Annotated in this window: 22 protein-coding genes; 7 read left to right on the top strand and 15 right to left on the bottom strand. The window is 69.5% G+C overall.

The window, feature by feature from the left end:
- Positions 1-32: 32 nt before the first annotated feature.
- The 7 genes from ACFOY2_RS34990 to ACFOY2_RS34960 all read right to left on the bottom strand — a co-directional run bounded on the left by ACFOY2_RS34990 (position 33) and on the right by ACFOY2_RS34960 (position 5,799).
- The gene (locus ACFOY2_RS34990; RefSeq protein WP_379532386.1) at positions 33-545 is read right to left on the bottom strand and encodes a YbaK/EbsC family protein; all 513 of its coding nucleotides are present in this window, start codon (positions 543-545) and stop codon (positions 33-35) included.
- A 60-nt stretch (positions 546-605) separates the two neighbouring features.
- Positions 606-2,165 carry a flavin monoamine oxidase family protein gene (locus ACFOY2_RS34985; RefSeq protein WP_379532385.1) on the bottom strand — a complete coding sequence of 520 codons (1,560 nt, stop codon included), beginning with the start codon at positions 2,163-2,165 and terminating at the stop codon, positions 606-608.
- Between the two features lie 19 nt (positions 2,166-2,184).
- Positions 2,185-3,027 (bottom strand): M55 family metallopeptidase, encoded by an 843-nt coding sequence (locus tag ACFOY2_RS34980; RefSeq protein WP_379532384.1) that lies wholly within the window; start codon positions 3,025-3,027, stop codon positions 2,185-2,187.
- Positions 3,027-4,232 carry a DUF6395 domain-containing protein gene (locus ACFOY2_RS34975; RefSeq protein WP_379532383.1) on the bottom strand — a complete coding sequence of 402 codons (1,206 nt, stop codon included), beginning with the start codon at positions 4,230-4,232 and terminating at the stop codon, positions 3,027-3,029. The genes ACFOY2_RS34980 and ACFOY2_RS34975 overlap by 1 nt, the downstream gene beginning before the upstream one ends.
- A complete protein-coding gene (locus tag ACFOY2_RS34970; protein ID WP_379532382.1) occupies positions 4,223-4,600 on the bottom strand; it encodes a hypothetical protein in 378 nt (125 codons plus the stop codon). The genes ACFOY2_RS34975 and ACFOY2_RS34970 overlap by 10 nt, the downstream gene beginning before the upstream one ends.
- Positions 4,601-4,800: 200 nt before the next feature.
- A complete protein-coding gene (locus tag ACFOY2_RS34965; RefSeq protein ID WP_357822154.1) occupies positions 4,801-5,574 on the bottom strand; it encodes an enoyl-CoA hydratase/isomerase family protein in 774 nt (257 codons plus the stop codon).
- A gap of 36 nt (positions 5,575-5,610) precedes the next feature.
- On the bottom strand, positions 5,611-5,799 hold the full coding sequence (locus tag ACFOY2_RS34960; protein WP_379532381.1) for a hypothetical protein: 189 nt from the start codon (positions 5,797-5,799) through the stop codon (positions 5,611-5,613).
- Between the two features lie 94 nt (positions 5,800-5,893).
- Between ACFOY2_RS34960 and ACFOY2_RS34955 the strand changes: the two genes are divergently transcribed.
- Positions 5,894-6,178, top strand: coding sequence for a Fe-S cluster assembly protein HesB (locus ACFOY2_RS34955; RefSeq protein ID WP_379532380.1), 285 nt, complete (start codon positions 5,894-5,896; stop codon positions 6,176-6,178).
- Between the two features lie 97 nt (positions 6,179-6,275).
- Positions 6,276-6,740 carry a hypothetical protein gene (locus ACFOY2_RS34950; RefSeq protein WP_379532379.1) on the top strand — a complete coding sequence of 155 codons (465 nt, stop codon included), beginning with the start codon at positions 6,276-6,278 and terminating at the stop codon, positions 6,738-6,740.
- A gap of 40 nt (positions 6,741-6,780) precedes the next feature.
- Here the strand turns inward: ACFOY2_RS34950 and ACFOY2_RS34945 are convergent, their stop codons facing one another.
- From ACFOY2_RS34945 to ACFOY2_RS34930, 4 genes are all read right to left on the bottom strand, one after another.
- The gene (locus ACFOY2_RS34945; RefSeq protein ID WP_379532378.1) at positions 6,781-7,056 is read right to left on the bottom strand and encodes a hypothetical protein; all 276 of its coding nucleotides are present in this window, start codon (positions 7,054-7,056) and stop codon (positions 6,781-6,783) included.
- Positions 7,057-7,710, bottom strand: coding sequence for an HNH endonuclease family protein (locus ACFOY2_RS34940; protein ID WP_379532377.1), 654 nt, complete (start codon positions 7,708-7,710; stop codon positions 7,057-7,059).
- 96 nt (positions 7,711-7,806) lie between these two features.
- Complete coding sequence (locus ACFOY2_RS34935; RefSeq protein ID WP_379532376.1) at positions 7,807-8,484, bottom strand: GntR family transcriptional regulator; 678 nt, start codon at positions 8,482-8,484, stop codon at positions 7,807-7,809.
- Between the two features lie 166 nt (positions 8,485-8,650).
- Positions 8,651-10,042 carry an LVIVD repeat-containing protein gene (locus tag ACFOY2_RS34930; protein WP_379532375.1) on the bottom strand — a complete coding sequence of 464 codons (1,392 nt, stop codon included), beginning with the start codon at positions 10,040-10,042 and terminating at the stop codon, positions 8,651-8,653.
- 106 nt (positions 10,043-10,148) lie between these two features.
- Here ACFOY2_RS34930 and ACFOY2_RS34925 point away from each other — a divergent pair, with 106 nt between their 5' ends.
- Entirely contained in the window at positions 10,149-11,030 is an 882-nt protein-coding gene (locus ACFOY2_RS34925) for a LysR substrate-binding domain-containing protein (RefSeq protein WP_379532374.1), read from the top strand.
- Here ACFOY2_RS34925 and ACFOY2_RS34920 read toward each other — a convergent pair.
- On the bottom strand, positions 11,018-12,388 hold the full coding sequence (locus ACFOY2_RS34920; RefSeq protein ID WP_379532373.1) for an LVIVD repeat-containing protein: 1,371 nt from the start codon (positions 12,386-12,388) through the stop codon (positions 11,018-11,020). The two genes, ACFOY2_RS34925 and ACFOY2_RS34920, sit on opposite strands and share 13 nt — an antisense overlap.
- A 235-nt stretch (positions 12,389-12,623) precedes the next feature.
- Between ACFOY2_RS34920 and ACFOY2_RS34915 the strand changes: the two genes are divergently transcribed.
- Positions 12,624-12,839, top strand: a complete 216-nt coding sequence (locus ACFOY2_RS34915; RefSeq protein WP_379532372.1) for a hypothetical protein — start codon at positions 12,624-12,626, stop codon at positions 12,837-12,839.
- Between the two features lie 6 nt (positions 12,840-12,845).
- On the opposite strand, the gene ACFOY2_RS34910 is transcribed toward ACFOY2_RS34915, so the two are convergent.
- Positions 12,846-13,100 carry a hypothetical protein gene (locus ACFOY2_RS34910; protein ID WP_379532371.1) on the bottom strand — a complete coding sequence of 85 codons (255 nt, stop codon included), beginning with the start codon at positions 13,098-13,100 and terminating at the stop codon, positions 12,846-12,848.
- A gap of 149 nt (positions 13,101-13,249) precedes the next feature.
- Here ACFOY2_RS34910 and ACFOY2_RS34905 point away from each other — a divergent pair, with 149 nt between their 5' ends.
- Both ACFOY2_RS34905 and ACFOY2_RS34900 read left to right on the top strand, forming a co-directional pair.
- Positions 13,250-14,227 carry a zinc-binding dehydrogenase gene (locus tag ACFOY2_RS34905; protein ID WP_379532370.1) on the top strand — a complete coding sequence of 326 codons (978 nt, stop codon included), beginning with the start codon at positions 13,250-13,252 and terminating at the stop codon, positions 14,225-14,227.
- Positions 14,228-14,325: 98 nt separating this feature from the next.
- On the top strand, positions 14,326-16,233 hold the full coding sequence (locus ACFOY2_RS34900) for an N-acetylmuramoyl-L-alanine amidase (RefSeq protein ID WP_379532369.1): 1,908 nt from the start codon (positions 14,326-14,328) through the stop codon (positions 16,231-16,233).
- Here ACFOY2_RS34900 and ACFOY2_RS34895 read toward each other — a convergent pair.
- Positions 16,196-17,092 (bottom strand): MurR/RpiR family transcriptional regulator, encoded by an 897-nt coding sequence (locus ACFOY2_RS34895; RefSeq protein ID WP_379532368.1) that lies wholly within the window; start codon positions 17,090-17,092, stop codon positions 16,196-16,198. The two genes, ACFOY2_RS34900 and ACFOY2_RS34895, sit on opposite strands and share 38 nt — an antisense overlap.
- A gap of 53 nt (positions 17,093-17,145) precedes the next feature.
- Positions 17,146-19,728 carry an alpha-glucan family phosphorylase gene (gene glgP, locus ACFOY2_RS34890; RefSeq protein WP_379532367.1) on the bottom strand — a complete coding sequence of 861 codons (2,583 nt, stop codon included), beginning with the start codon at positions 19,726-19,728 and terminating at the stop codon, positions 17,146-17,148.
- A gap of 244 nt (positions 19,729-19,972) precedes the next feature.
- Here glgP and ACFOY2_RS34885 point away from each other — a divergent pair, with 244 nt between their 5' ends.
- Positions 19,973-22,024 carry an alpha-1,4-glucan--maltose-1-phosphate maltosyltransferase gene (locus ACFOY2_RS34885; RefSeq protein ID WP_379532366.1) on the top strand — a complete coding sequence of 684 codons (2,052 nt, stop codon included), beginning with the start codon at positions 19,973-19,975 and terminating at the stop codon, positions 22,022-22,024.
- The last annotated feature ends 19 nt before the right edge of the window (positions 22,025-22,043 follow it).

Genomic DNA, 22,043 nt, shown 5'->3' with positions numbered 1-22,043 from the left:
ATCCAACGGTCTCGAATCGGCTTCAGTTTTGGTCAGCCGGCCAGAGAAAGCACCTCGGCTCTCTTCAGCCCGGCCAGCGTGGCTCCTGAGACGGCCAGTTTCGACCGGCGCAGACCGCTTCCGATCACCACTCTGGGGTGCTCGGCGACGTGCGTGTCGACCAGGATCGGCCAGTCGTCGGGCAGGCCCAGCGGGGTGATGCCGCCGTACTCCATTCCGGTCAGCTCGACCGCGTCGGCCATCGGCGCGAAGCTGGCCTTGCGGGCCTCGAGGTGCTTGCGCACCACGCCGTTGACGTCGACCCGCATCGTCGCGAGCACCATGCACGCGGCGTAACGGGTCTCGCCGCCCCGCTTGGCCGCCACGACCACGCAGTTGGCCGACTCCTCGAGGGTCACGCCGTACTTCTCGCAGAAGGCCGCCGTGTCGGCCAGATCGGGATCGATCTCGACCGCCTCGACGCCGTCCATGTTCGACACCGCCTGCGCCACCGGATCGGCCAGCAGGTCGATCCGGTCGGTCGCGGGTGCCCAGTGCAACGTCATCCCATCTCCTTGCTTCGCTTCCTCCGAGCCTATTGCCGTCTCGGGATCAGCGTGGTGATCTCACGGGGACTGCAGCACTCGCTGGTGCAGCCGCGTGACGACCCCGCGGGCGGACTCCATGGCCCCCGCCTGCCAAGCGATCAGATGGGTGAGCCAGTCGCCCGCGAAGTAAACCCTTCCGGCGGGGCGTTGCAGAAAAGTGAAGGACGAATCAAAGGCGGGCCAGCGCACCCAGCCTCCCTGGATGTGCTCCTGGCGTTCCCAGGCGATGGAGGCGGAGGACAGGAGGTTCTGGCGGTACTTCTCGCCGTGGATCTTCTTGCCCTGGGTGAGGGCGCGGTGCCTTCTGTCCTGCGGGGTGAGGGCGCCGTAGAGCTCGGCGTCGCCTTCGGTGGCGTAGTAGCCGACGAGCAGGCCGCGTTCGGAGTGGTAGCCGTGGGACGGGTACCAGATGTGGGTGATGTCCAGGTCCGTCTCGGTCACGCCGCCGTAGATGCGGTCCTCCAGCTCCCACCAGCGCCTGCCGTACTCCAGGCCGATCTTGCCGGCGGCGATCGGCGTCGGGGTGGTGAGCGCGGCGGTGACCTCGGCGCCGAGGTTGTGGGGGATCTTGGCGAGGATGTGGGGCGGGAGGGCGGCGATGCAGTAGTCGGCCTTGAGCGCGCCGCCGTCCCAGGTGATCTCGACGCCGTCGGCCAGGTTCGTGATCTTGGTGACCTTGACGCCGGTCCTGATCCGCTCCTTGCCCACGGCCTCGGTGAGCTTGGCGACGATCACGTCCATGCCGCCGACGGGCTGGAACATGGGGGTGGCCTGCTCGTAGCCGAAGTCGTTGGTGATGGCCCGGCCGGTGCCGGCGGCGAGGACGCGGTGGAGGGAGGCGGGGGCGTCGAGGGGGGTGCCGATGTCGATCGCCGGATATTTGGTGAAACCGCGGCGGTCTGAGCCTTCGTAGGCATGCTTGGGGCCTAAGTCGCCGAACCTTCTGAGGAATTCGAGCAGGCGTTCCCGGTCGTCTTTGGTGAGGGTTTTGTCGAGCGCGCCGACATTTGTGGCTTTGGCGAGTAATTCCGCGACATATCCGTACATATCGGCGCGGGCCGTTCGCGCCCGCACCGTCCTGTCATTGACGTGCACGTACGCGGCGGCGTTGGTGTTGATGAACGTCTCGATCGGGACGCCCAGCTCACGGCAGTAGTCGAGGGTCACCATCCAGGGCGCGATCCTGCCGGGGCCCGCGTTGAAGTACACGCCCTCGCCGAACCGCACGTCCTGGGCCGGCCCGTTCAGCTCCGTCAGGCGGTCGCCGCCGCGCAGCGTCAGGTTCCTGCCGCCCGCCTTCTGCCTGGCTTCGAGCAGCGTGCAGTCGTAGCCGGCCTTGCCCAGCTCGTAGGCGGCCGTCAACCCCGCGACGCCGGCCCCGAGGATCACGACCTTGGCCGTGCCCTTGCCGCGCAGGGTGAAGTCCCCGGTTCGGGGAGGCACGAACTCCTTTTCCTGCTCGGAGGGCTCGGAGGGTGCCAGGCCGAGCGCGCCCATGGCGGCGTACATGGCCCCTGCGCCGCCTGCCGCCCCGATCCCGACGAGCAGCCCCCGCCGGGTCAGCGCCGCGCCTTCCACCTCGCCCGCTCCCTCGTGCTCAGCCGTACGGACCGCTGCCGCAGGCGACCTGGCCGCCGATGGTGGCGAAGATGCCGAACAGCGCCATGATCTGGGTGAAGTCGTCCGTGGTGAACTCGGTGTGGCGCGACCCAGCCGACTTCACCCCCGGCACCAGCGACACGGCCGCGGCGATGGCCGTGGAGTTCCACTCCACCCCCAGCGTGTACGGCGCCTCCAGCCGGTACGGCGTGAAGTCACTCAACCGCCCCAGGGCCCGGACGGTGGCCTCACGGATCCGGGCCTGGGCCACGATCGGCGGCAGCAGCTCGGCCGAGAACTTGTCGATCCCCTTCTTGACCGCCACCGTCTCGACGTCGCCGAGCAGCTCACGCGCCTCCTCGCCGACGGCCGCGTCCCCGGTCACCACCACGACGGGCACCCCGTGGAACCCCGCGCAGGCGGCCACGAGACGGGTCTCGCCGCACACCTCGCCGTTGAGGTAGACGTTCTGGATCTCCTTGCCCATCCAGGTGTGGTTGAGCACGCCGTCCTGCACCCCGGCGCGGGCGTGGTAGCCGACGAAGCAGGCGGCCTGGAACGACTCGTCGAGCCCCTGCGCCATCCGCTGCGCCTTGCCCGGCCCCCTGATGAGGCTCGCGCGCGGGTCCAGCAGGTCGATCCGCAGGTTCTTCGTGGAGCCGTGGGCGTCGTTGACCAGCACGCTGCTCGCCCCGGCCGCGAAGGCGCCCTCGATGGCGGCGTTGGCGTCGGCGGTCATCAGCTCGCAGCCGCGTTCGTAGCCGCGCTTGCCCGCGTGCATCTCCTCGGGGTCGGTGAGCCCCGTGACGCCCTCCATGTCCACCGACAGATAAACCTTCATCAGCTCCCCCATGTCTCCACCCGCCGCACCTCGTCCTCGGTCATGAACCCGACGTTCGCCGCCATGAACGCGGCCGCCTCGTCACGCCACTGGGCGGGGATCTCCTCGATGGCCTTCGGATAGCAGTGTTCGAGCCAGCTCGTGGACTCCTCACTGACCTCGAAGTAGTCGAGCGCCCCGGCGAACAGCGTCTTGTCGATGCCGGGAACGCGCGCCAGACCGTATTCGATCATCTCCTGCCCGCCGTAGGGCGGCTTCCTGAGCCATTTGCGGGCGACCGGCCGGTCGGCGGTGATGGGGGTGTCGAGCGGGCGGCGTTCGACGGCCGCCTGGATGAGCTCCTTGTACAGGCACTTGCCGCAGACGCGGCACGGGCCGTCGGTGCCGCGCAGGCACCAGCGCACATGGTCCTTGAGGTCGGAGCGCATGGCCAGGCGCATGGTGACGGCCTCGCTCACGCCTCCCACGGGCAGGACGAGGTGCACGCCCGCCGAGGCGAACAGCCGCCCCCACCTGCCGTGCGGCGACCACATGACGTTGTCGGGGGTGTAGCGCCACAGGTAGCGTCCGCCGCCGAGCCAGCGCGAGCCGAGCTCGTAGCCGAAACCCAGGCCGCCGAGGTCCAGCCGGTCGGCCATCAGCAGCGCCCCCGCGGCCACTGCGTGGTGCTCCGGGTAGCCGGGGCGGGGCTCGGCCAGCGTGAACTCCAGGTCGGATGTGACCACGTTCAGCTCGCGGCCCGTCTTGGCCGCCAGCTTGGCCAGCACGTCGGAACGGTAGTGGGGCCAGCGGTTGGGCACCCGCCGGTGCGGCACCCGGCGAAAGTGCACGAACGGGGCCTGCGGGTAGACGGTGGCCGCCGCCACGGAGTCCGCGCCACCGCTGTAGGAGATCGCCAGCGTCCTGCCCGCCTCGCGCGGCTCGGCGCCGACGGGGCCCGCCTCGATCCCCCACCCGTCGTGCAGGGCGGCGGCCAGCTCGGCCGAGATGGCTCTGTCGAAGGTGATCCGCCTCCTGGTCCAGGGGGCCACGATCGTCCAGGCGGCGAGGGCGAACAGGTCGGGGTGGGCGTCGTCGGGGACGCCGCCGATGGAGCAGGAGTTGGTGGCCAGCTTGACGGGATGGTCGTCGGAGGCCTTGCCGGTGATCTCGTCGTCCGGGTCGAGCCGGAAACTCAGATCCGTACCGGTCCAGGTCACGCGCACGGTTGCTGCCCCTCCTTCGCCGCGTTGGGGGTGGGGAGGCGGGCTCGTAGGTCGTCCACGGCCTGCCAGATCAGGACCTCGTTCTGCAGCAGCCCGTCCAGCGCCTTGGCCGTCTCCTGGGCGAGCCTGTGGGCGTCGTCCAGCTTGGCCTTGTCAAGCTTGTCAACCTTGGGCGGGGCCGTCTGCGGGCGGGCGTTCCTGAGCCGCTCGACCTCGCTCTGGAGGGTGACCATCTCCCGCCGCAGCGTCTGAACCTCCCAGAGCGCGTCCCTGATGTCCTGACGGTGGTTGGCGATCGAGATGTAGCGGGAGTCGAACCACGTACGCACGGCCTTCCGCAGCCGGGCAGGGACCAGGACGCGCATCATGAAACGCCACCATAGTGGCAAACCCCGTCGCGAAAGGACGACCTTACCGAATGGTTTTACACCGGATTTGGGCCGCAGATCACATCAGCCCCGTTCATGACATGTCGAACCCTTCGTTCTTGATCCGCCCGCGACCAAGCCGTTACGTGACGGGCTACGACCTCGGCCCGCCCGAGGTCGTAGCCCGTTGTCTGACAAACTTATTGACCGGTGAACTTGGCCTTGGCCTTCTCCGCGAACGCGCGCATGCCGATTTTGGCGTCGTCGGTGGCGAACAGGCCCGAGAACTGCAGCCGCTCGATCTCCAGACCCGTGTCGAGGTCCGCCTCCAGGCCCTGGTCGACGGCCTGCTTGGCGGCGCGCAGCGCGACCGTGGGGCCACCCACGAACGTGGCGGCCCATTCCAGGGCGGCGGTGTAGACCTGCTCGTCGGGCACCACGCGGTCGACCAGGCCCATCGCCAGCGCCTCCGAGGCCGGCACGTGGCGGCCGGTGAAGATCAGGTCTTTGGCGCGCGCCGGGCCGATCAGGCGGGGCAGGCGCTGGGTGCCGCCCGCGCCGGGGATGATGCCGAGCAGGATCTCGGGCTGGCCGAGCTTGGCCGACTCGCCGGCGACGCGGAAGTCGGCGCACAGGGCGAGTTCGCAGCCGCCGCCGAGCGCGTAGCCGCTGATGGCGGCGATGACCGGCTTGCCGATCTGGGCGACCGTGGTGAAGCAGGCCTGGAGCGCACGAGAATGCGTGGACATGTCGGCATATGACATGTCGGCCATCTCTTTGATGTCGGCGCCCGCGGCGAACACCTTCTCGCCGCCGTAGATGATCACCGCCTGCGCCTGCGGATCGGCGTCCACGATGCGGGCCGCCTCGGCGATCTCCTGCTGGACCTGGCCGTTGAGGGCGTTCATCTTCGGACGGTCAAGACGGATCGTGGCGATCTGGTCGGCCACCTCGACGCTCACAAACTCACCCATGGCTCGAACCTAACAGGCCGCTACCGGACGGCGGCCTTAGGCTCGTCCGCCGTTTTTCCGCTGCGTGAGACCCGGACGAGGGCCGCCGGCAACCGCCAGTTCGCCGTTGTCGTGAGCCAGGGCGGCCAGAGGGCGTTCCTGGCGCGGCAGCCCCAGCCCGCCCGCGAACGTGCGGCCGTACCGGTCGAGCAGGGCGTCCAGCATGGCTCTGTCGGTCTTGCCCATGCCCGTCCCGCTACCCGCAGGCGATCCAAGCATGCCGTGTTTGGGCAGGTGGTGGGGGGTTAGGCGGAGGTTCTGCCCAATGAAGGAGTTCGCCGTGCTGACACTGACCGACAACGCCGTCGTGGCGATTCGTGATCTGATGGTCGGCGAGGACGTGCCCTCCGACGCGGGGCTGCGCATCTCGCCCAAGGCCGACGAGGCAGGCACGCTGGAGCTGTCTCTGTCGAGCAGCCCGCAGGCGGGCGACCAGGTCGTCGAGAAGGAAGACGTGCGCGTCTTCGTCGCCGAGGACGCGGTGGCGATCCTCGACGACAAGGCGCTGGACGTCCAGCCCGGGGTCCCGGGCCAGCCGGTGTTCCGCCTGGACCGCCGCGCCTAGCCTGGCCCGCCGGCGTCCCCATGCCCCAGGAACGGCCTCACGAGCCGGGATAGGGTGATGTGAGTAGACGTCAAGCGAAACGAGAGGCGGCTTACCGATGCGCGCGCCTGATGACCTCAGGACCGACGCCCGGCCGAACGGAAAGGACGCACTGGAGCGGATGGCCGCTCTGGCCGAGGTCGCGCGGAAGGAGGAGACCTGGGCCTTCGACGCGCTCAGCCGGTTCGTCGAGGAATGCGCCGGGCTCCGGCTCGAGCCGCTCGGCATCGCCGCCGTACCCGACGCCGACCGGGGCCGGGTGCGGCTGCTGGAGATCCTCGGCCAGATCATCCGTGCCGCCCACGACGAAGGCGCGCTACGCGAGGACGTGGGCGCGGGAGACGTTCTGGGGGTCGTGGGGCTGCTCGTCCGGGGGCTGCCGACGCTACCCGCCGACCTGGGGGACGAACTCGGGAGGCGGGCCGCGCGGCTGGTGCTGGCCGGCATGCGCGCCCATCCCGCGCCGGCCCCGCCGGGAGAGGCGATGACGGCCGAGGACCTGATCCACCGCCTCCCCCGCTGACAAGCGGCCGACCGGGCCCCGGGTGGCCGGGGCCCGGGGGTCAGCTACGCAAGCCCGCCAGGCCGTCCGGGAGTCCCCGGCGCACGGCCTGGACGATGACCTGGTGCAGCCCGAGGCCCTGACCGGCGGACGGCCCCAGGGGGCTGCCCTCGACCTTGTACCACTCGTCCGCGTCCAGGTACTGGATGCTGACGGTGACGTGGGCCCCGTGGATCTCGGTCCGCACGGTGACCTCGCCCGTGATGACGCCGACCTCGTCGGTCATCACCCCGCCCGGCCCGGCGACCACGCTGCTCTCGTAGCATTCGACGGTCACTTATTCACCGTCTGTGACGTCACACGTCGCCAGCATCTCCGACAGCGCGTTCCGCTCGGGTTCTGTGATGGTGAGCTCGTAGTGGGACTTGACGTCCACCCAGGCCCGGCTGTAGACGCACCAGTAGCTGCGCAGCGGCGGCCGCCACTGGTCGGGTGCCTGGTCGCCCTTGGACCTGTTGGTGGCGGCCGAGACGGCGATGAGCTGCGGCCCCTCAAGGTCGTTGGCGAACTGCCTGCGCTGGGCGTCGGTCCAGGTGTCCGCGCCCGAGCGCCACGCCTGGGCCAGCGGGACCATGTGGTCGATGTCGAGCTGGGCGGCGCTGGTGAAGTCCCTGCCGTCGTATTCGCTGTGCCACATCCCCGACACGGCCCTGCACGCCTCGTCGCGCGTGACGTCCACGCCGTCGCGGGCGAGTACGACCTCGCGGGTGTCGCAGGAGTTGCCCTGCTGTATCCAGTGCGGGAAGCGGGCGCGGCTGTAGCCGGTCATCGGGCGGGGCGCGGAGACCTGCAGCTCGGCCAGTTGTTTGACGGCGATGGGGGCCGGGATGGGCGGTGGGAGTTCGGTGGGCGCGGCGGAGGCCGCGGACGGGACGAGGGCCAGCAGGACAACGGTGGCCGCCGCGTAGGGCTGCCATGATCGCAAGAGCATGGCCAACGACTAGCAACGGCGATCACTCTGAGTAATCGCAGCTCGCAGCTCCTGTCACTTAGAGTGACGGAATTGGAGCTCCTTTTAAACTGTTGATCATGCGGATGCCTGTTCGCGGTGGAGTCGCCCGATCACCCGGGCTCTGGCCTGGTCGAGGTGGCAGGTCAGGCACTGCTGCGCCCGATCGGGGTCACCGTCGGCGATCGCCTTGAGGATGTCGTCGTGCTCGCGCACCACGTCCGTCCCATGGGTGACACGATGGGCCCTGAACCGGCCCATCGTCAGATGCACCTCCCCGAGGATCACCTCGTGCATCCGTGACAGCCGCCGGCTGCCGACGGCGGCGACGAGTTCGGAGTGGAAGGCGATGTCGGCCTCCACCTGGTCGGCGAGCTCCATGTCGGCGACCGCCGCCTTCATCGCCGCCTGGGCGCGCACGGCGGCGGGCGGCAGGCTCGCCGTGCGGGCCAGCGCCGCGACCGCGGCCCGCTCGACGGTCTCGCGGCCGAGGTAGAGGTCGCGGATGTCGTCCTCGTCCAGTTCGGGGACGACGGCGGTCTTGTGGGTGGTACGGCGCAGCAGCCCGAGCGCGGTGAGCCGCTCCAGGCACGCCTTGGCGGTCGGCCGCGCGACGCCGTACTCGCCGGCGAGGCGGATCTCGGTGAGCTTCTCGCCGGGGGCGATCTCGCCGCCCACGATGCGTTTGCGCACCGACTCGTAGAGCGCTTCCGTCAGAGACGAAGGTCCGAGAGGAAAGCTGGCCTGTCCGTCCATGTAAGCCTCCCGAAAGCCGACAGAATCGTCGTGCTTTGCCGGCGACGTCATCGAAACGGCTCTCCTCCGATGCCTCTGCCCAGGGCGCCGATCACGATGTCGGGTCATCGCAGGCGGTTCCCTCCGTAGCCGGGCCGTCATGGGGAGTGACGGCCCCGAGCGGCGCTCAGCGCGGCCCGACGTAGCGCAGGATCCACAACCCCTGGTTCTTGTCGGTGATGTAGATGAGGCCGCGCCGGTCCACGACGACGTCCTCGGTCTGCACCACCAGGTTCCCGGCGGGCAGCGGGCCGTAACGCCTGCGCGGCTCGGGCGGGATGAAGTAGCCGACCTCGCGCGGCAGGCGGGTGTTGGCGACGTCGTAGACGCGCAGCCCGGCGTTGAAATGGGCCAGGTAGAACAGGTCGCCCTGCTTGTCCACGTCCGGGTGGTACTGGTGGTGGTTGAAGTTGTGCGGCCCGCACCAGCCGCCGCGCGAGTGGAAGTCCTTGTACGGCGCCCCCTTCGGCGGCACCGGCTCGGGCAGCAGCGACAGCAGGAACGGGTTCGCGGGGTCCTTGATGTCGACGATCGAGGCGTGGTGCGCGGGCCCCTTGCCGTAGGAGATGTCCTCGGAGTTGGCGAACCCGATGCCGCGCTCGGGAACCGGCAGAAAGCCGTGCACGCCGAACTGCGCGTGGAACGGCGGGCTGAACGGCAGGTGCCCGATCTGCCGGGGTCTGGTCACGTCGGAGATGTCGAGCACGATCAGGCCGGCCGCGCCGTAGGGCAGGTAGACGTGGTCGCCGACCGGGTAGGGCGGGCCGTGCAGCGAGACGTGCGCCCCCGACCCGCAGCAGAACCCGTGCAGGTGCGAGGAGTCCTGGCTCTGCCCACCGCCCTTCTCCTGGCCGGGGACCCACCATCGGCCGGCCTCGCGCGGCTGCGCCGGGTCGGCCATGTCGAGGATCACGTAGATGTTGCCGGTGAAGCCCTTCATGTTGGCGGCCAGGTGGGCGTAGCGGCCGCCGTCGTACAGGTTGCGGTGGGTGCCCGTGCCGCCGTCGGTCCTCCAGTGGGCGATCCTGCGCGGGTCGGCCGGCTCCGAGACGTCCCAGATGAGCACGCCGTCGTGGAAGGGCCCGTCAGGGTCGGGCGCGAGTTCCGCGGGGAACACCTTCTCCACCGCCGTGACCAGGAAGTCGCCGCCCAGCGTGACCTGGTTGCCGAGCGTGTTGGTGCGCGGCTCGGGCGTCGGGAGGAACTTCAGCACGCGCGCACCGGCCGGGTCCGTCACGTCGATGACGCTCCAGCCGGGGTCCCAGAAGTGGCCCATGTACAGGTACCAGCGTCCGGCCTTGTGCCTGATCGCCATCTTGAACCCGGGCCGCTCGTCGAGATCGCAGTAGCCGGCCACCTCGACGTTGCGGGCGTAGGCGCCCTTGGGCGGGGTCACCTTCGCGTCGCCGGGTTCGTCCTCGGCGTGCGCGGGAGCGCCCATCGCGGCGGCCACCCCCGCCGCGCCCGCGGCCGTCACCGTGCCGCGGATCGCGGCGCGGCGGGAAATCCTCTCTGACAACAGGGCTCCTCAATCGAGTGAACGTGTCGCGTCCAGGCTTGACGATCGAGGAAACCGCTGTCCAATATATGTTTCTGTCGTTAAAAATATGGATCGGATATTAGTCGTGGCTGATCTGCGGAGAATGGAGTACTTCGTCGCGGTCGCTGAGGAACTCCACTTCGGACGGGCGGCGGCCCGGCTGCACATCTCGCAGCCGCCGCTGAGCATGCAGATCCAGCGGCTGGAGCAGGAGGTCGGGGTCGAGCTGCTGCGGCGGACCAAACGCAGCGTCCAGCTCACCGCGGCGGGCAAGGTGTTCCTGGAGGAGGCGCGCGCCACGCTGCGGCAGGCCGGCCGGGCCGCCGAGCTGGCGCGCAGGGCGGCCAAGGGCGACATCGGCCGGCTGGCCATCGGGGTGATCGACGCGGCACTGTACGGGCTGGTGCCGCCGCTCGTGCGCCGCTTCACCGAACGCCACCCCGACGTGGACATCACCGTCACGGAACGGCGCATCCACGAACAGATCGACCTCGTCGCCAGGGGCGAGCTGGACGTCGGCTTCGTCCACCCGCCCGTGGAGCACCCGGACCTGGCGGTCGAGGCGGTACACCACGAGCCGTTCGTGATCGCCGTACCCGAGGACCATCCGCTGGCGGCGGCCGAGGACGTCACACTCGCGCAGGCGTGCGCGCAGCCGCTGATCCAGCCGCCCAGGGAACTGAACCCGATCGGGCACGACAGTCTGCTGGCCCTGTGCCACCAGCACGGCGCGCACCCGACGATCGCCCGCGAGGCGTCACCCAAACAGACGATCATCGCGCTGGTGGCGGCCGGGCTCGGGGCCTCGGTGCTGCCGGAGGCGGTACGCAACTCCGGCTATCCGGGCGTGGTCTACCGCCCGATCGAGGGCGGGCGCTTCGGCATCACCACCTCGCTCATCTGGTCCCGCCACCGCCTCGAACCCTCCGCCCGGCTCTTCGTCGACCTGGTGTGTCAGCCGGTGTAACGCAGGATGTAGATCCCCTGGTTCTTGTCGGAGACGTAGATGTAGCCGCGCCGGTCCACCACGACATCCTCGGTCTGGGCCACCAGGTCGCCCTCCGGCATCGGCCCGTACCTGCGGGTCGGGTCGGGCGGCACGAAGTAGCCGACCTCACGCGGCAGGCGGGTGTTGGACACGTCGTAGATCCGCAGCCCGGCGTTGAAGTGGGCGACGTAGAACAGGTCGCCCTGCCGCTGCACGTCGGGATGGTGCTGGTGGTGGTTGATGTTGTGCGGGCCGCTCCAGCCGCCCCTGCCGGAGAAGTCCGCGTACGGCGCGCCCGGCGGCGGCTCCGGCGTCGGCAGCAGCGACAGCAGGAAGGGCTTGGCCGGGTCGGAGATGTCCACGATCGAGGCGTGCGGCGCGGCCCCCTTGCCGTAGGAGACGTCCTCGGAGTTGGCGAAGGCGATCTTCTGGTCCGGGATGGGCAGCACGCCGTGCACACCGAAGCGGGAATGGAAGGGCGGGCTGAAGCTCAGGCCGCCGACCGGCTTGGGCGCGGTGACGTCGGAGATGTCCAGCACGACCAGCCCGGCCGCGCCATAGGGCAGGTAGACCAGGTCGCCGGCCACGTACGGGGGCCCGTGCAGCGAGACGTCGGCGCCGTTCGCGCAGCAGAAGCCGTGCGTGTGCGGCCGCGCGGACGGGGCCGCGCCGTCCTCGCCCTCACGTTGTCCCGGCACCCACCAGCGGCCGACCTCGGTGGGCCGGGCCGGGTCCCTGATGTCGACGATCGTGTAGATGTTGCCGGTGAAGCCCTTGGCGCCCGCGGCCACGTGCACGTAGCGGCCGCCCGGATAGAGGTTGCGGTGCGTGCCGGTGCCGCCCGTCCGGTAGTGGCCGAGCCTGCGGGGGCGTACCGGATCCTTGATGTCCCAGACGTAGAGCCCCTCCTCGAACGCGGCGTCGGGGTCGCCGCCGAAGTTGGGGAAGATCTTCTCCAGCGCGGTCACCATGATGTCGCCGTGCAGGTCGACCTGGAGCGTCCAGGTGTCCTTCGGCCCCGGCACGAACGCCACCACCTCCGGCCGGCGAGGATCGGTGACGTCCACGACACTCCAGCCGGAATCCCAGAAGTGGCCGGTGTAGAGGTACCACCTGGCGCCCACGCGGCGGATCGCCAGCTTGAACGCCGGCCGGTGATCCATGTCGGTGTAGCCGACGACCTCGACGTTGCGCGTGTACTGACCGCGTGGCCCGGCCTTGACGGCGGGGTCGGCGTGCGCCGGCGTCGTGCCCGCCTGGGTTGCCGCCAGGGCCCCGGCCGCCGTCAGTGAGGCTCGCAACGCCGTTCGCCGCGACACCCCGGATTCCGCTTCCACAGCACTCCTCTCTCTGGTGATCAAGAGCACGACCAGCCAAGCGGGTGCCATGTAAAAACCACCGCAAGATCATCTTTACCGCCATTGACATGCTGAGGACGGCCGAACACCGGCGGCATCTCATCACGAGGGAAACGGATGGGTAGAGGCCGAATGCCCCTGACGCGTTTTGGCCGACAAACGGCGTGGTAACTATCCGTATTGACGGATTACTGTAAGTGAATGGAGCAGAGTAATGCGACTCCTTATCGCCGTACTCGCCTCCGTGGTCTCAGCCGCCGCATTGCCCCTCACCACCGCGGACCTGACTGAGGCCACCGGGCCCGCCCCGACCATCACCACGCTGGACTGCGCGCTCGGAACCGGTTCTGTCGTGCCGAACGCGACCAGCTCGACCCGCCTGACCTGCTATGGAGGCACTTTCCATGGGCGCTCGGTGGCCGCGGCCTGACCGGGTTCAGCAGCGGTCGATCTCGACCAGGGTGAACTTCTTCGGAAGCCCGAAAATTCCGGCCAGGGATGCGGTTTCGCCGTTGGCCGGCGATTCCGGCCCGACGCGCACGCCCATGAAACTCGCGAAGGCCCGCGCGTATTTCTCCACCGGAATTCTCATGCAGAATCTTCCCGGTGTGTCGCCGGCTGTTTCCGCGACGGCCGGAACGGCGAACAGGACGGCGCCGAGGGCACCCGCCGCCAGGGCGTGTTTGAACACGGTGACTCCTAACCGATGGCGCATGTTCGATTACCATCTGTAGCAGATCGAGCGCGCTCGAAAGCGCCGCGACATGGGCGATTGACATCAAGCGAGGTTGAGGTTGCAGTCTCGGAGGGCGAACTGACCACGACCTTCGGGAGAGCACCATGCATGCCGTCGTCCTGCACGCCTTCGGCCCGGCGGAGAACCTGCGCTACGAGAGCGTCCCCGATCCCGTGCCCGCGCGGGGCCAGGTGCGCATCGCCGTCAAGGCGGCGGGTGTGCATCTGGTCGAGACGATGATGCGGACGGGCGGGTCGACCGGAATGATGCCGCCGCTGCCCGAGCTTCCCTCGATCTTCGGCGGCGAGGTGGCGGGGACGGTGGACGAGGTGGGCCCCGGGGCCGATCCCGCGTGGATCGGCCGGGAGGTCGTCACCGCCGGCGGCACGCCCGGCGGCTACGCGGAGTTGGCGGTCGCCGACCTCGACGCGGTGCACCCGATCCCTGAGGGAGTCGGCCACGAGACGGCGGTCGCCATGATCGTCACCGGAGTCACCGCCCTGGAGTTCATCGACCTGGCCGAGCTGACCTCCGACGACGTCGTCCTGGTGACCTCCGCGGCGGGCGGGATCGGCCGCCTGGTCGTCCAGTACGCCCGCCGCCTCGGCGCCACGGTGATCGGCGCCGCCGGTGGCCCCGTCAAGACGGAGGCCGTGCGCGCGCTCGGCGCCGACCTCGCCGTCGACTACGACGAGCCCTCGTGGGAGCGGACCGTCGCCGACCACCTGGGCGGCCGGACGGTCACGGCGGTGCTGGACGGGGTGGGCGGCGACAAGGCGCGGGCGGCGTGCGAACTGCTCGCCGACGGCGGCCGGTACGTCATCATCGGCACCGCGTCCCAGGAGATCTTCGAGCCCGACCCCGTGACGGTCAAGGAGCGGGACCTCACCGTGATCCACGCGCTGATGATCATGATCGGCCGGCCGGAGACCAGGCCGGATTACCAGGTCAAGGCGCTGGCCGCGGCGGCCGACGGCACGCTGGTGCCGGCCGTCCAGGCGTTCCCGCTGGCGGAGGCCGCCGCCGCGCACGCGGCGCTGGAGAGCCGCGCCACGACGGGGAAGGTCGTCCTGATCCCTTGAGCATCAAGGGCTGAAAAATATCTTCGCAAAGATCTCGCCTGCGAAGGAAAATGTTGAGACGCTGAACTGCACTGCACCCCAGCCCTCAGGAGTGGTTCATGCGCAGACTACTCGCGATCAGTGTCGTCGCGCTGCTGCCTTTAAGCAATGTGACCTCGGCCAGAGCCGCCGAGCCGGCCGACAGGCAACAGGCCTTCGCCGCCGCGGCCCGTGAGTTCAAGGTGCCGGAGAGCGTGCTGCTCGGCGTGTCCTACCTGCAGTCGCGATGGGACGCCCACGCCGGGCAGCCCTCCAGCGACGCCGGATTCGGGCCCATGCACCTGACGGACGCCGCCGCGTTCTCCGGCTCCAACCACCACGACGACGGCGACGCCCGCGGCGACGAGGGCCGTCCCCTGCCCGCGCGGAAGCCCGCGACCGCGCCCGCGGAGATCCCCGCCTCCCTGCGCACGATGGAGCGGGCGGCCCAGTTGACCGGCGAGAGCCACGAGCGGCTGCGGACGGACGACGCCGCCAACATCCGAGGCGGCGCGGCGCTGCTGGCCGACTACCAGAAGGCGCTCGGCGCGCCCCTGAGCGACCAGGCAGGCGAGTGGTACGGCGCCGTGGCCAGGTACTCGGGCGCCGAGGAGTCCGGCGCGGCCAAGTTCTTCGCCGACGAGGTGTTCGCGACGATCAAGGACGGCGCCGCGCGGAAGACCGACGACGGCCAGCAGGTCAAGTTGAACGCCGTCCCGGAGCTGACGAAGATCGAGAAGTGGCTGGACAAGCTCGGCCTGCGGCACACGCGCCCCGACGGCGTGGAGTGCCCGGCCTCCATCTCCTGCGAGTGGATCCCGGCCGCCTACCAGGAGCTGCCGCCGGACGACTACGGCCACTACGACCTGGCGAACCGTCCGGTCAGCCAGAAGGTCGACTACATCATCATTCACGACATGGAGGGATATTTCCTGCCCTCCATCCGCCTCAACCAGGACCCGAACTACGGCGCGAGCTGGCACTACTCCGTCCGCTCCACCGACGGCCACATCGCCCAGCACATCAAGACCAAGGACGTCGGCTGGCAGGCCGGCAACTGGTACATCAACGCCAAGTCCATCGGCATCGAGCACGAGGGATTCCTGGCCGAGGGCAGCACCTGGTACACCGAGGCGATGTACCGTTCGAGCGCGCGCCTGGTCCGCTACCTGGCCTTCAAGCACGGAGTGCCGCTGGACCGCGCCCACATCCTGGGCCACGACAACGTCCCGGGCACGCTGCCGACCACGGTCAGGGGCATGCACGAGGACCCGGGGCCGTTCTGGGACTGGGCGCACTACTTCGAGCTGATGGGCGCGCCGTTGCGCGGGTTCGGCGGCCCGAAGTCCGGATCGGTCATGATAAAGCCGGACTTCGCCACGAATAAGCCGTACTTCTACGGCTGCGACCGCAAGAACCCGGAGGCCGCCTGCCCGCCGCTGCCCGCGCACACCGTGTGGCTGCGCACCGAACCGCGCGCCGACGCGCCGCTGGTCAAGGACATCGGCAAACACCCGACGGGCGAATCGCTCTACAGCGTCTACGACCACAGCGCCCGCGCCAGCACCGGCCAGCGCTTCGCCGTGGCCGACCGCCAGGGCGACTGGACGGCCATCTGGTACCTGGGGCAGAAGGCGTGGTTCCACAACCCCGCCGGTGCCCCGACCGCGGTGCCGTCGGCCGGCCTGGTCGTGACGCCGAAGCCCGGCAAGGCCACCGTCCCGGTGTACGGGCGGGCCTACCCTGAGCAGGAGGCGTACCCGGAAGGCATCCCCTACCAGGCGGTCACGCCGCTGCAGTACACGCTCTCGGCCGGGGAGAAGTACACGCTCGCCGGGCCCGCGCCGGCGGAGTACTACCGGGCGGTCACCTTCAACCTGGAGGACCACAAGGTCGTGCGGGGCAAGACCAAGTACCTGCAGATCCAGTTCGGGCACCGCGTGATGTACGTCAAGGCAGACGACGTGCGGGTGACGCTCTCCGGGTGAACTCCTTGACGGCGCGCCTGGTGCTCGCGAGCGCCTCCTGAGAGGAGTCGTACGTGCGCTGGGCGACGCCGACGAAGACGCAGTCGACGACGAGGAGCTGGCTGATCCGGCTGGCCAGGGCGCCGGGGCGGAACTCCGTCTCGCGCCCGGCGGAGATCAGCACGTGTTCGGCCAGCTCCGCGATGGACGAGCGGGGGTTGTTGGTGATCGCGACCGTGGTGGCCCCGGCCTCCTTCGCCCGCGACAGCGGCTCGATCACGTCGGGGGTCTGGCCCGAGGTGCTGATGCCGATCGCCACGTCGCCTTCCTTCAGCAGCACCGCGCTGGTCAGGGCCAGATGCGCGTCCTGGAAGGCGTGGCTGGACAGCCCGATCCGCAGCAGCTTCTGGGCGACGTCCTCGGCCACCAGCCCGGAGGCGCCCACACCGTAGGCGTCGATCCGCCGGGCGCCGACGATGGCGTCGACGACCAGGCCGAGTCGCTCGGAGGTGAGCTGGGCCACGGTGTCGTTGATCGCCTCCGACTCGGCCCGCGCGACCTTCTGGATGACCTCCGACAGCGGGTCGTCGGGCGCCAGGTCGCCGGGCACCAGCCGGTCGGGCTGCGCGGCGGCCGCCGCTAAGGCCAGCCTGAGCTGCGGATAGCCGGCGAAGCCGAGCAGCCGCGCGGTACGCACGATCGTGGCCTCGCTGGTGCCCGAAGCGGCGGAGAGCTCAGTGATGGTGCTTCTGGCCACCGTCGCGGGGTCCTCCAGGATGAGGCGGGCGACGGTCTGGGCGGCCGGCGTCAGGGACGGCAGCACACCGCGGACCGTGGCCACCAGAGTGTCGGCCCTCAGGCCGTTCCCGCTGTCGTCCACGTCCTGATTATGCCGCCGCCGCCGGATGCCGAGCCACGCGCATCCCCATCACCTCAGCGCAATATCCCGTTCGTCATGCCCGCCGGCTCCTCTGGCACGGCGATCAGCCCCAGCTCAGCCGGGGTAGCGGCGAGCGGGTGATCGGGTACGACGCGCACGGTGTAGCCGAACGCGCCGGTGCGGTCGAGCGGGACCGTGCCGGTGTAGTGCGCGTGCCCGTCGTCGTCCACGGAGGTGACCGTCAGCTTGGCGTAGGCGGGATGTTCCAGCTCGTCGTGCGGCCCGACCTTCCCGTAGGCCGCCTCGACCAGCACGTCGTCGGGCTCCAGGTCGCCGAGCGCGATCGTGGCGCGCAGTTCGATCGAGGCCCCGACCTCGGGGGTGTCGCCGACGCCCGTCGCCTCGACGTGCTCGACGCGGACGCCGGGCCAGGCGTTGTCGACCCGGACCCGCCAGGCGGCGAACGCCTTGGCGGCGGCGTGGGAGTCGGCCGACAGCGCGCGGGCCGCGGTGGCGGCCGGGTTGTACAGGTCCACGACGTAGTCCCTGAGCATGCGACCGGCGAGCACCTTCGGCCCGAGCGAGGTCAGGGTGTGCTTGACCATCTCCAGCCAGCGCCGCGGCAGCCCGTCGACGGGACGGTCGTAGAAACGGTCGGCCACCTCGTGCTCGATCAGGTCGTAGAGGGCGGCGGCCTCCAGTTCGTCGCGCCTGTCGGGGTCGGCGACGCCGTCGGCCGTGGGGATGGCCCAGCCGTTGGTGCCGTCGTACCACTCGTCCCACCAGCCGTCGCGGATCGACAGGTTGAGCCCGCCGTTCAGCGCCGACTTCATGCCCGAGGTGCCGGACGCCTCCAGGGGGCGCAGCGGGTTGTTCAGCCACACGTCGCAGCCCTGCACCATGAGCCGGCCGAGCGCCATGTCGTAGTCGGGCAGGAAGACGATGCGGTGGCGGACGTCCTCCCGGTCGGCGAACTTGACGATCTGCTGGATCAGCTTCTTGCCGCCCTCGTCGGCCGGGTGGGCCTTGCCCGCGATGATGATCTGCACCGGCTTGTCGGGGTCGAGCAGCAGGTCGGTCAGCCGCTCGGGATCGCTCAGCATGAGCGTGAGCCGCTTGTAGGACGGCACGCGCCGGGCGAAGCCGATCGTCAGCACGTCGGGGTCGAGCGCGTCGTCGATCCAGCCGAGCTCGGCGTCGGAGGCCCCGCGTTCGCGCCACGAGCTGCGCAGGCGCTCCCGCGCGCCCTCGACCAGGCGCGCGCGCAGCGTGCCCCTGATCTTCCAGATGTCGGTGTCGGAGATCTTCTGGATGCCCTCCCAGCCGCGGGCCCGCTCCACCAGCGAGGGCAGCTCGCGCCCGGCCAGCTCCATGAGCTCGCGGCCGACCCAGGTGGGCGCGTGCACGCCGTTGGTGATCGACCCGATCGGCACCTCGTCCAGGTCGAAGCCCGGCCAAAGATCTTTGAACATCTCCCTGCTGACCTCGCCGTGCAGCCGGGAGACCCCGTTGACCCGCTGGGCCAGGCGCATCCCCATGATCGCCATGTTGAACCGCCCGGGATCGGCCTCGGCGCCCAGCGCCAGGATGCGCTCCACCGGCACGGTCGGCCAGGCGTTCTCGCCGCCGAAGTGGCGCTCGATCATGTCCACGGGGAAGCGGTCGATTCCGGCGGGAACGGGCGTGTGCGTGGTGAACACGGTGCCGGCGCGCACGGCCTCCAGCGCCTCGTCGAAGGAGAGCCTGGCCTCGGTCAGCTCGCGGATGCGCTCCAGGCCGAGGAAGCCGGCGTGGCCCTCGTTGGTGTGGAAGACCTCGGGCTCGGGGTGCCCGGTGACCTTGCAGTACGCCCGGATCGCGCGCACGCCGCCCACACCCAGCAGCAGCTCCTGCATGAGCCGGTGGTCGGTGCCGCCGCCGTAGAGGCGGTCGGTGACGTCGCGGGCGGCCATGTCGTTGTCGGCCACGTCGGAGTCGAGCAGCAGCAGCGGCACCCGGCCCACCTGCGCCACCCACACCTGGGCGTGCAGCACCCGCCCGCCGGGCAGGCCGATGCGGATCTTGACGGGCGCGCCCTCGGCGTCCTTCAGCAGGCTCAGTGGCAGGCCGCCGGCGTCGAGCGAGGGGTAGTGCTCAAGCTGCCAGCCCTCCGGCGACAGCGACTGGGTGAAGTAGCCGTGGCGGTAGAGCAGGCCGACCGCGAGGATCGGCACGCCCAGGTCGCTGGCGGCCTTGAGGTGGTCTCCGGCCAGGATGCCGAGCCCGCCGGAGTACTGGGGCAGGGGGGCGGCGATGCCGTATTCGGGGGAGAAGTAGGCGATGGCGCGGGCGCTGTCGGGCAGCGTCTGGTACCAGCGCGGCGAGGTCGTGTACTCGCGCAGGTCGTCGGCGGCGTCGGCCAGGCGGCGCAGGAAACGGCGGTCGGCGGCCAGTTCGCCGAGCCGGGCGGGGGTGACGGCGCCGAGCAGCGCGACGGGGTCGTGGCCGACCTGCTCCCACAGGTCCACGTCGACCTCGGCGAACAGGTCGATGGTCTCGGGATGCCAGGACCAGCGGAGGTTGTGCACGAGCTCGCCGAGGGCGGCCAGCTCCGCGGGCAGGACGGTGCGGACGGTAAACCGGCGGATAGCTCTCACGTTTCTGCACCCTACGGGCTAGGAGGGACCTCTCAGTCCTTCACCCCCACGAAGCGCCTTCAAACCACCTCCGAGAACAAGCATGAAGCTGGACTATTGGGGCAACTTTCCTCATTGTTGGCTCTCCCGCGAACCACACTCGGGAGGTCTATCCGCTGCTGTCCACAATTAACGTGCAAGGATCGTTCCTGCCGGGAAAGCCTCCGGCGGCACCGAGTGCGCCGCCGCAAACCCTTGAAATGCGATGATCGGACGAATTCCCCTCACGGACATCTCCCCCGTCGTCGACTGCGGGCAATGGCCCGCCAAGGCGGTCGCCGGCGAGACCTTCGAGGTCTCCGCGACCGTGTTCAGAGAAGGCCACGACGCCGTGGCCGCGGGCGTGGTGCTCATCGCGCCCGATGGGCAGCGTGGCCGTCTGAGACGCATGCGCGAGCTCGCACCCGGCACCGATCGGTGGGGCGTGGAGGTGTGCCTGCACGCCGAGGGCGACTGGCTGCTCCGCGTGGAGGCCTGGAGCGACCCGATCAGCACATGGCTGCACGACGCGGAGATCAAGATCCCGCGCGGCATGGACGTCGACCTCATGTGCGAAGAGGGCGCCCGGTTGTTCGAGCGGGCCGCCAGGGCCGTACGCCCGCCGGAGTGCCCCAACGGCGACGCCGGCAGCGGCAACGGCGAGTCCGCCTGCGGTCACCGGGCCGCCCTGCTGTCGGTCTCGGCCACGCTGCGTGACGAGGACCTCGACCCCAGGGCGCGGCTGTCGATCGCCCAGCTTCCCGAGACGGCGGCGTTGCTGGAGGCCCACCCCTTCCGCGAGCTGGTGACCAGGTCCAAGTCCCAAAAGATCAGGGTTGACCGGCGCAGGGCGCTCTACGGCTCGTGGTATGAGTTCTTCCCCCGCTCCGAGGGGGCGATGATCAGTGAACTCGGCATCTCCAAGTCCGGAAATTTCCAGACAGCGGCCAAGCGGCTCCCCGCCATCGCCAAGATGGGCTTCGACATCGTCTACCTGCCGCCGATCCACCCCATCGGCACGACGTTCCGCAAGGGGCGCAACAACACGCTCAGCCCCGAACCCGACGAACCGGGCTCGCCCTGGGCGATCGGCTCGGAGGACGGCGGCCACGACGCCATCCATCCCGACCTGGGCACACTGGAGGACTTCGACGCGTTCGTGGCCCGTACGCGTGAGCTCGGCATGGAGATCGCCCTCGACTTCGCGCTGCAGTGCTCGCCCGACCACCCGTGGGTCAAGGAGCACCCCGAGTGGTTCACGATCAGGGCCGACGGCTCGATCGCCTACGCCGAGAACCCGCCGAAGAAGTACCAGGACATCTACCCGGTCAACTTCGACAAGGATCCCGAGGGCATCTACGCCGAGGTCATGCGGGTGCTGCGGCACTGGATGAACCACGGGGTGCGGATCTTCAGGGTGGACAACCCGCACACCAAGCCGGTGGTGTTCTGGGAACGGCTGCTGGCCGAGGTGCACACGACCGATCCTGACGTGATCTTCCTGTCGGAGGCGTTCACCCGGCCGCCGATGATGCGGATGCTGGCCAAGACCGGTTTCCACCAGTCCTACACCTACTTCACGTGGCGGAACTCCAAGCCGGAGATCGAGTCGTACCTGTCCGAGCTGGCCTACGAAACCTCGGCGTACCTGCGGCCCAATCTGTTCGTCAACACCCCGGACATTCTTCACGAATACCTGCAGAACGGCGGGATTCCCGCATTCAAGATCAGGGCGGTGCTGGCCGCGATGGGCTCGCCGAGCTGGGGGGTTTACTCCGGGTACGAGCTCGCGGAAAACATTCCGGTGCGCCCCGGTAGCGAGGAATACCTAGATAGTGAGAAATATCAGTACAAACCGCGCGACTGGATCACGGCCGAGCGCGAAGGACGGAGCCTCGCCCCCTTCATCACCCATCTGAATTTGTTCCGAAGAGCGCATCCCGCACTGCAGGAATTGCGTAATCTACGGTTCCACGGGGTCGACCAACCGGACATCGTCTGCTTCTCGAAACGACTACAGGGCGCCTATGACCCGGCCACACGAAGGCACGGAATGGGCGACGTCGTTCTGGCGGTCGTCAATCTGGATCCGCACCACACCCACGAGGCCACGGTAGATCTGGACCTGCCCGCCCTCGGTCTCGACTGGAACGCCGAGTTCATCGTGGACGACGAACTGTCAGGCGAGTCGTACCGGTGGAGGCAGAGCAACTACGTTCGCCTCGACCCTCATATCCAGCCTGCCCACCTTCTCACCGTACGAGCCGCGCCACGGTAGAAACTGAATTCAGCGGGGA

The sequence above is a fragment of the Nonomuraea purpurea genome (assembly GCF_042650645.1).
GTDB classification, from domain to species: Bacteria; Actinomycetota; Actinomycetes; order Streptosporangiales; family Streptosporangiaceae; genus Nonomuraea; species Nonomuraea purpurea.
Note: the sequence above shows the minus strand (reverse complement) of the source record. Positions and strands in the feature narration are given on the sequence as shown.

Excerpts from the sequence above, each read along its gene's own strand:
- ACFOY2_RS34960 (WP_379532381.1), bottom strand. The coding sequence starts at position 5,799 with ATGGGCAAGACCGACAGAGCCATGCTGGACGCCCTGCTCGACCGGTAC.
- ACFOY2_RS34980 (WP_379532384.1), bottom strand. The coding sequence starts at position 3,027 with ATGAAGGTTTATCTGTCGGTGGACATGGAGGGCGTCACGGGGCTCACC.
- ACFOY2_RS34885 (WP_379532366.1), top strand. The coding sequence starts at position 19,973 with ATGATCGGACGAATTCCCCTCACGGACATCTCCCCCGTCGTCGACTGC.
- ACFOY2_RS34965 (WP_357822154.1), bottom strand. The coding sequence starts at position 5,574 with ATGGGTGAGTTTGTGAGCGTCGAGGTGGCCGACCAGATCGCCACGATC.
- ACFOY2_RS34935 (WP_379532376.1), bottom strand. The coding sequence starts at position 8,484 with ATGGACGGACAGGCCAGCTTTCCTCTCGGACCTTCGTCTCTGACGGAA.
- ACFOY2_RS34915 (WP_379532372.1), top strand. The coding sequence starts at position 12,624 with ATGCGACTCCTTATCGCCGTACTCGCCTCCGTGGTCTCAGCCGCCGCA.
- ACFOY2_RS34990 (WP_379532386.1), bottom strand. The coding sequence starts at position 545 with ATGACGTTGCACTGGGCACCCGCGACCGACCGGATCGACCTGCTGGCC.
- ACFOY2_RS34905 (WP_379532370.1), top strand. The coding sequence starts at position 13,250 with ATGCATGCCGTCGTCCTGCACGCCTTCGGCCCGGCGGAGAACCTGCGC.
- ACFOY2_RS34950 (WP_379532379.1), top strand. The coding sequence starts at position 6,276 with ATGCGCGCGCCTGATGACCTCAGGACCGACGCCCGGCCGAACGGAAAG.
- ACFOY2_RS34970 (WP_379532382.1), bottom strand. The coding sequence starts at position 4,600 with ATGATGCGCGTCCTGGTCCCTGCCCGGCTGCGGAAGGCCGTGCGTACG.
- ACFOY2_RS34940 (WP_379532377.1), bottom strand. The coding sequence starts at position 7,710 with ATGCTCTTGCGATCATGGCAGCCCTACGCGGCGGCCACCGTTGTCCTG.
- ACFOY2_RS34900 (WP_379532369.1), top strand. The coding sequence starts at position 14,326 with ATGCGCAGACTACTCGCGATCAGTGTCGTCGCGCTGCTGCCTTTAAGC.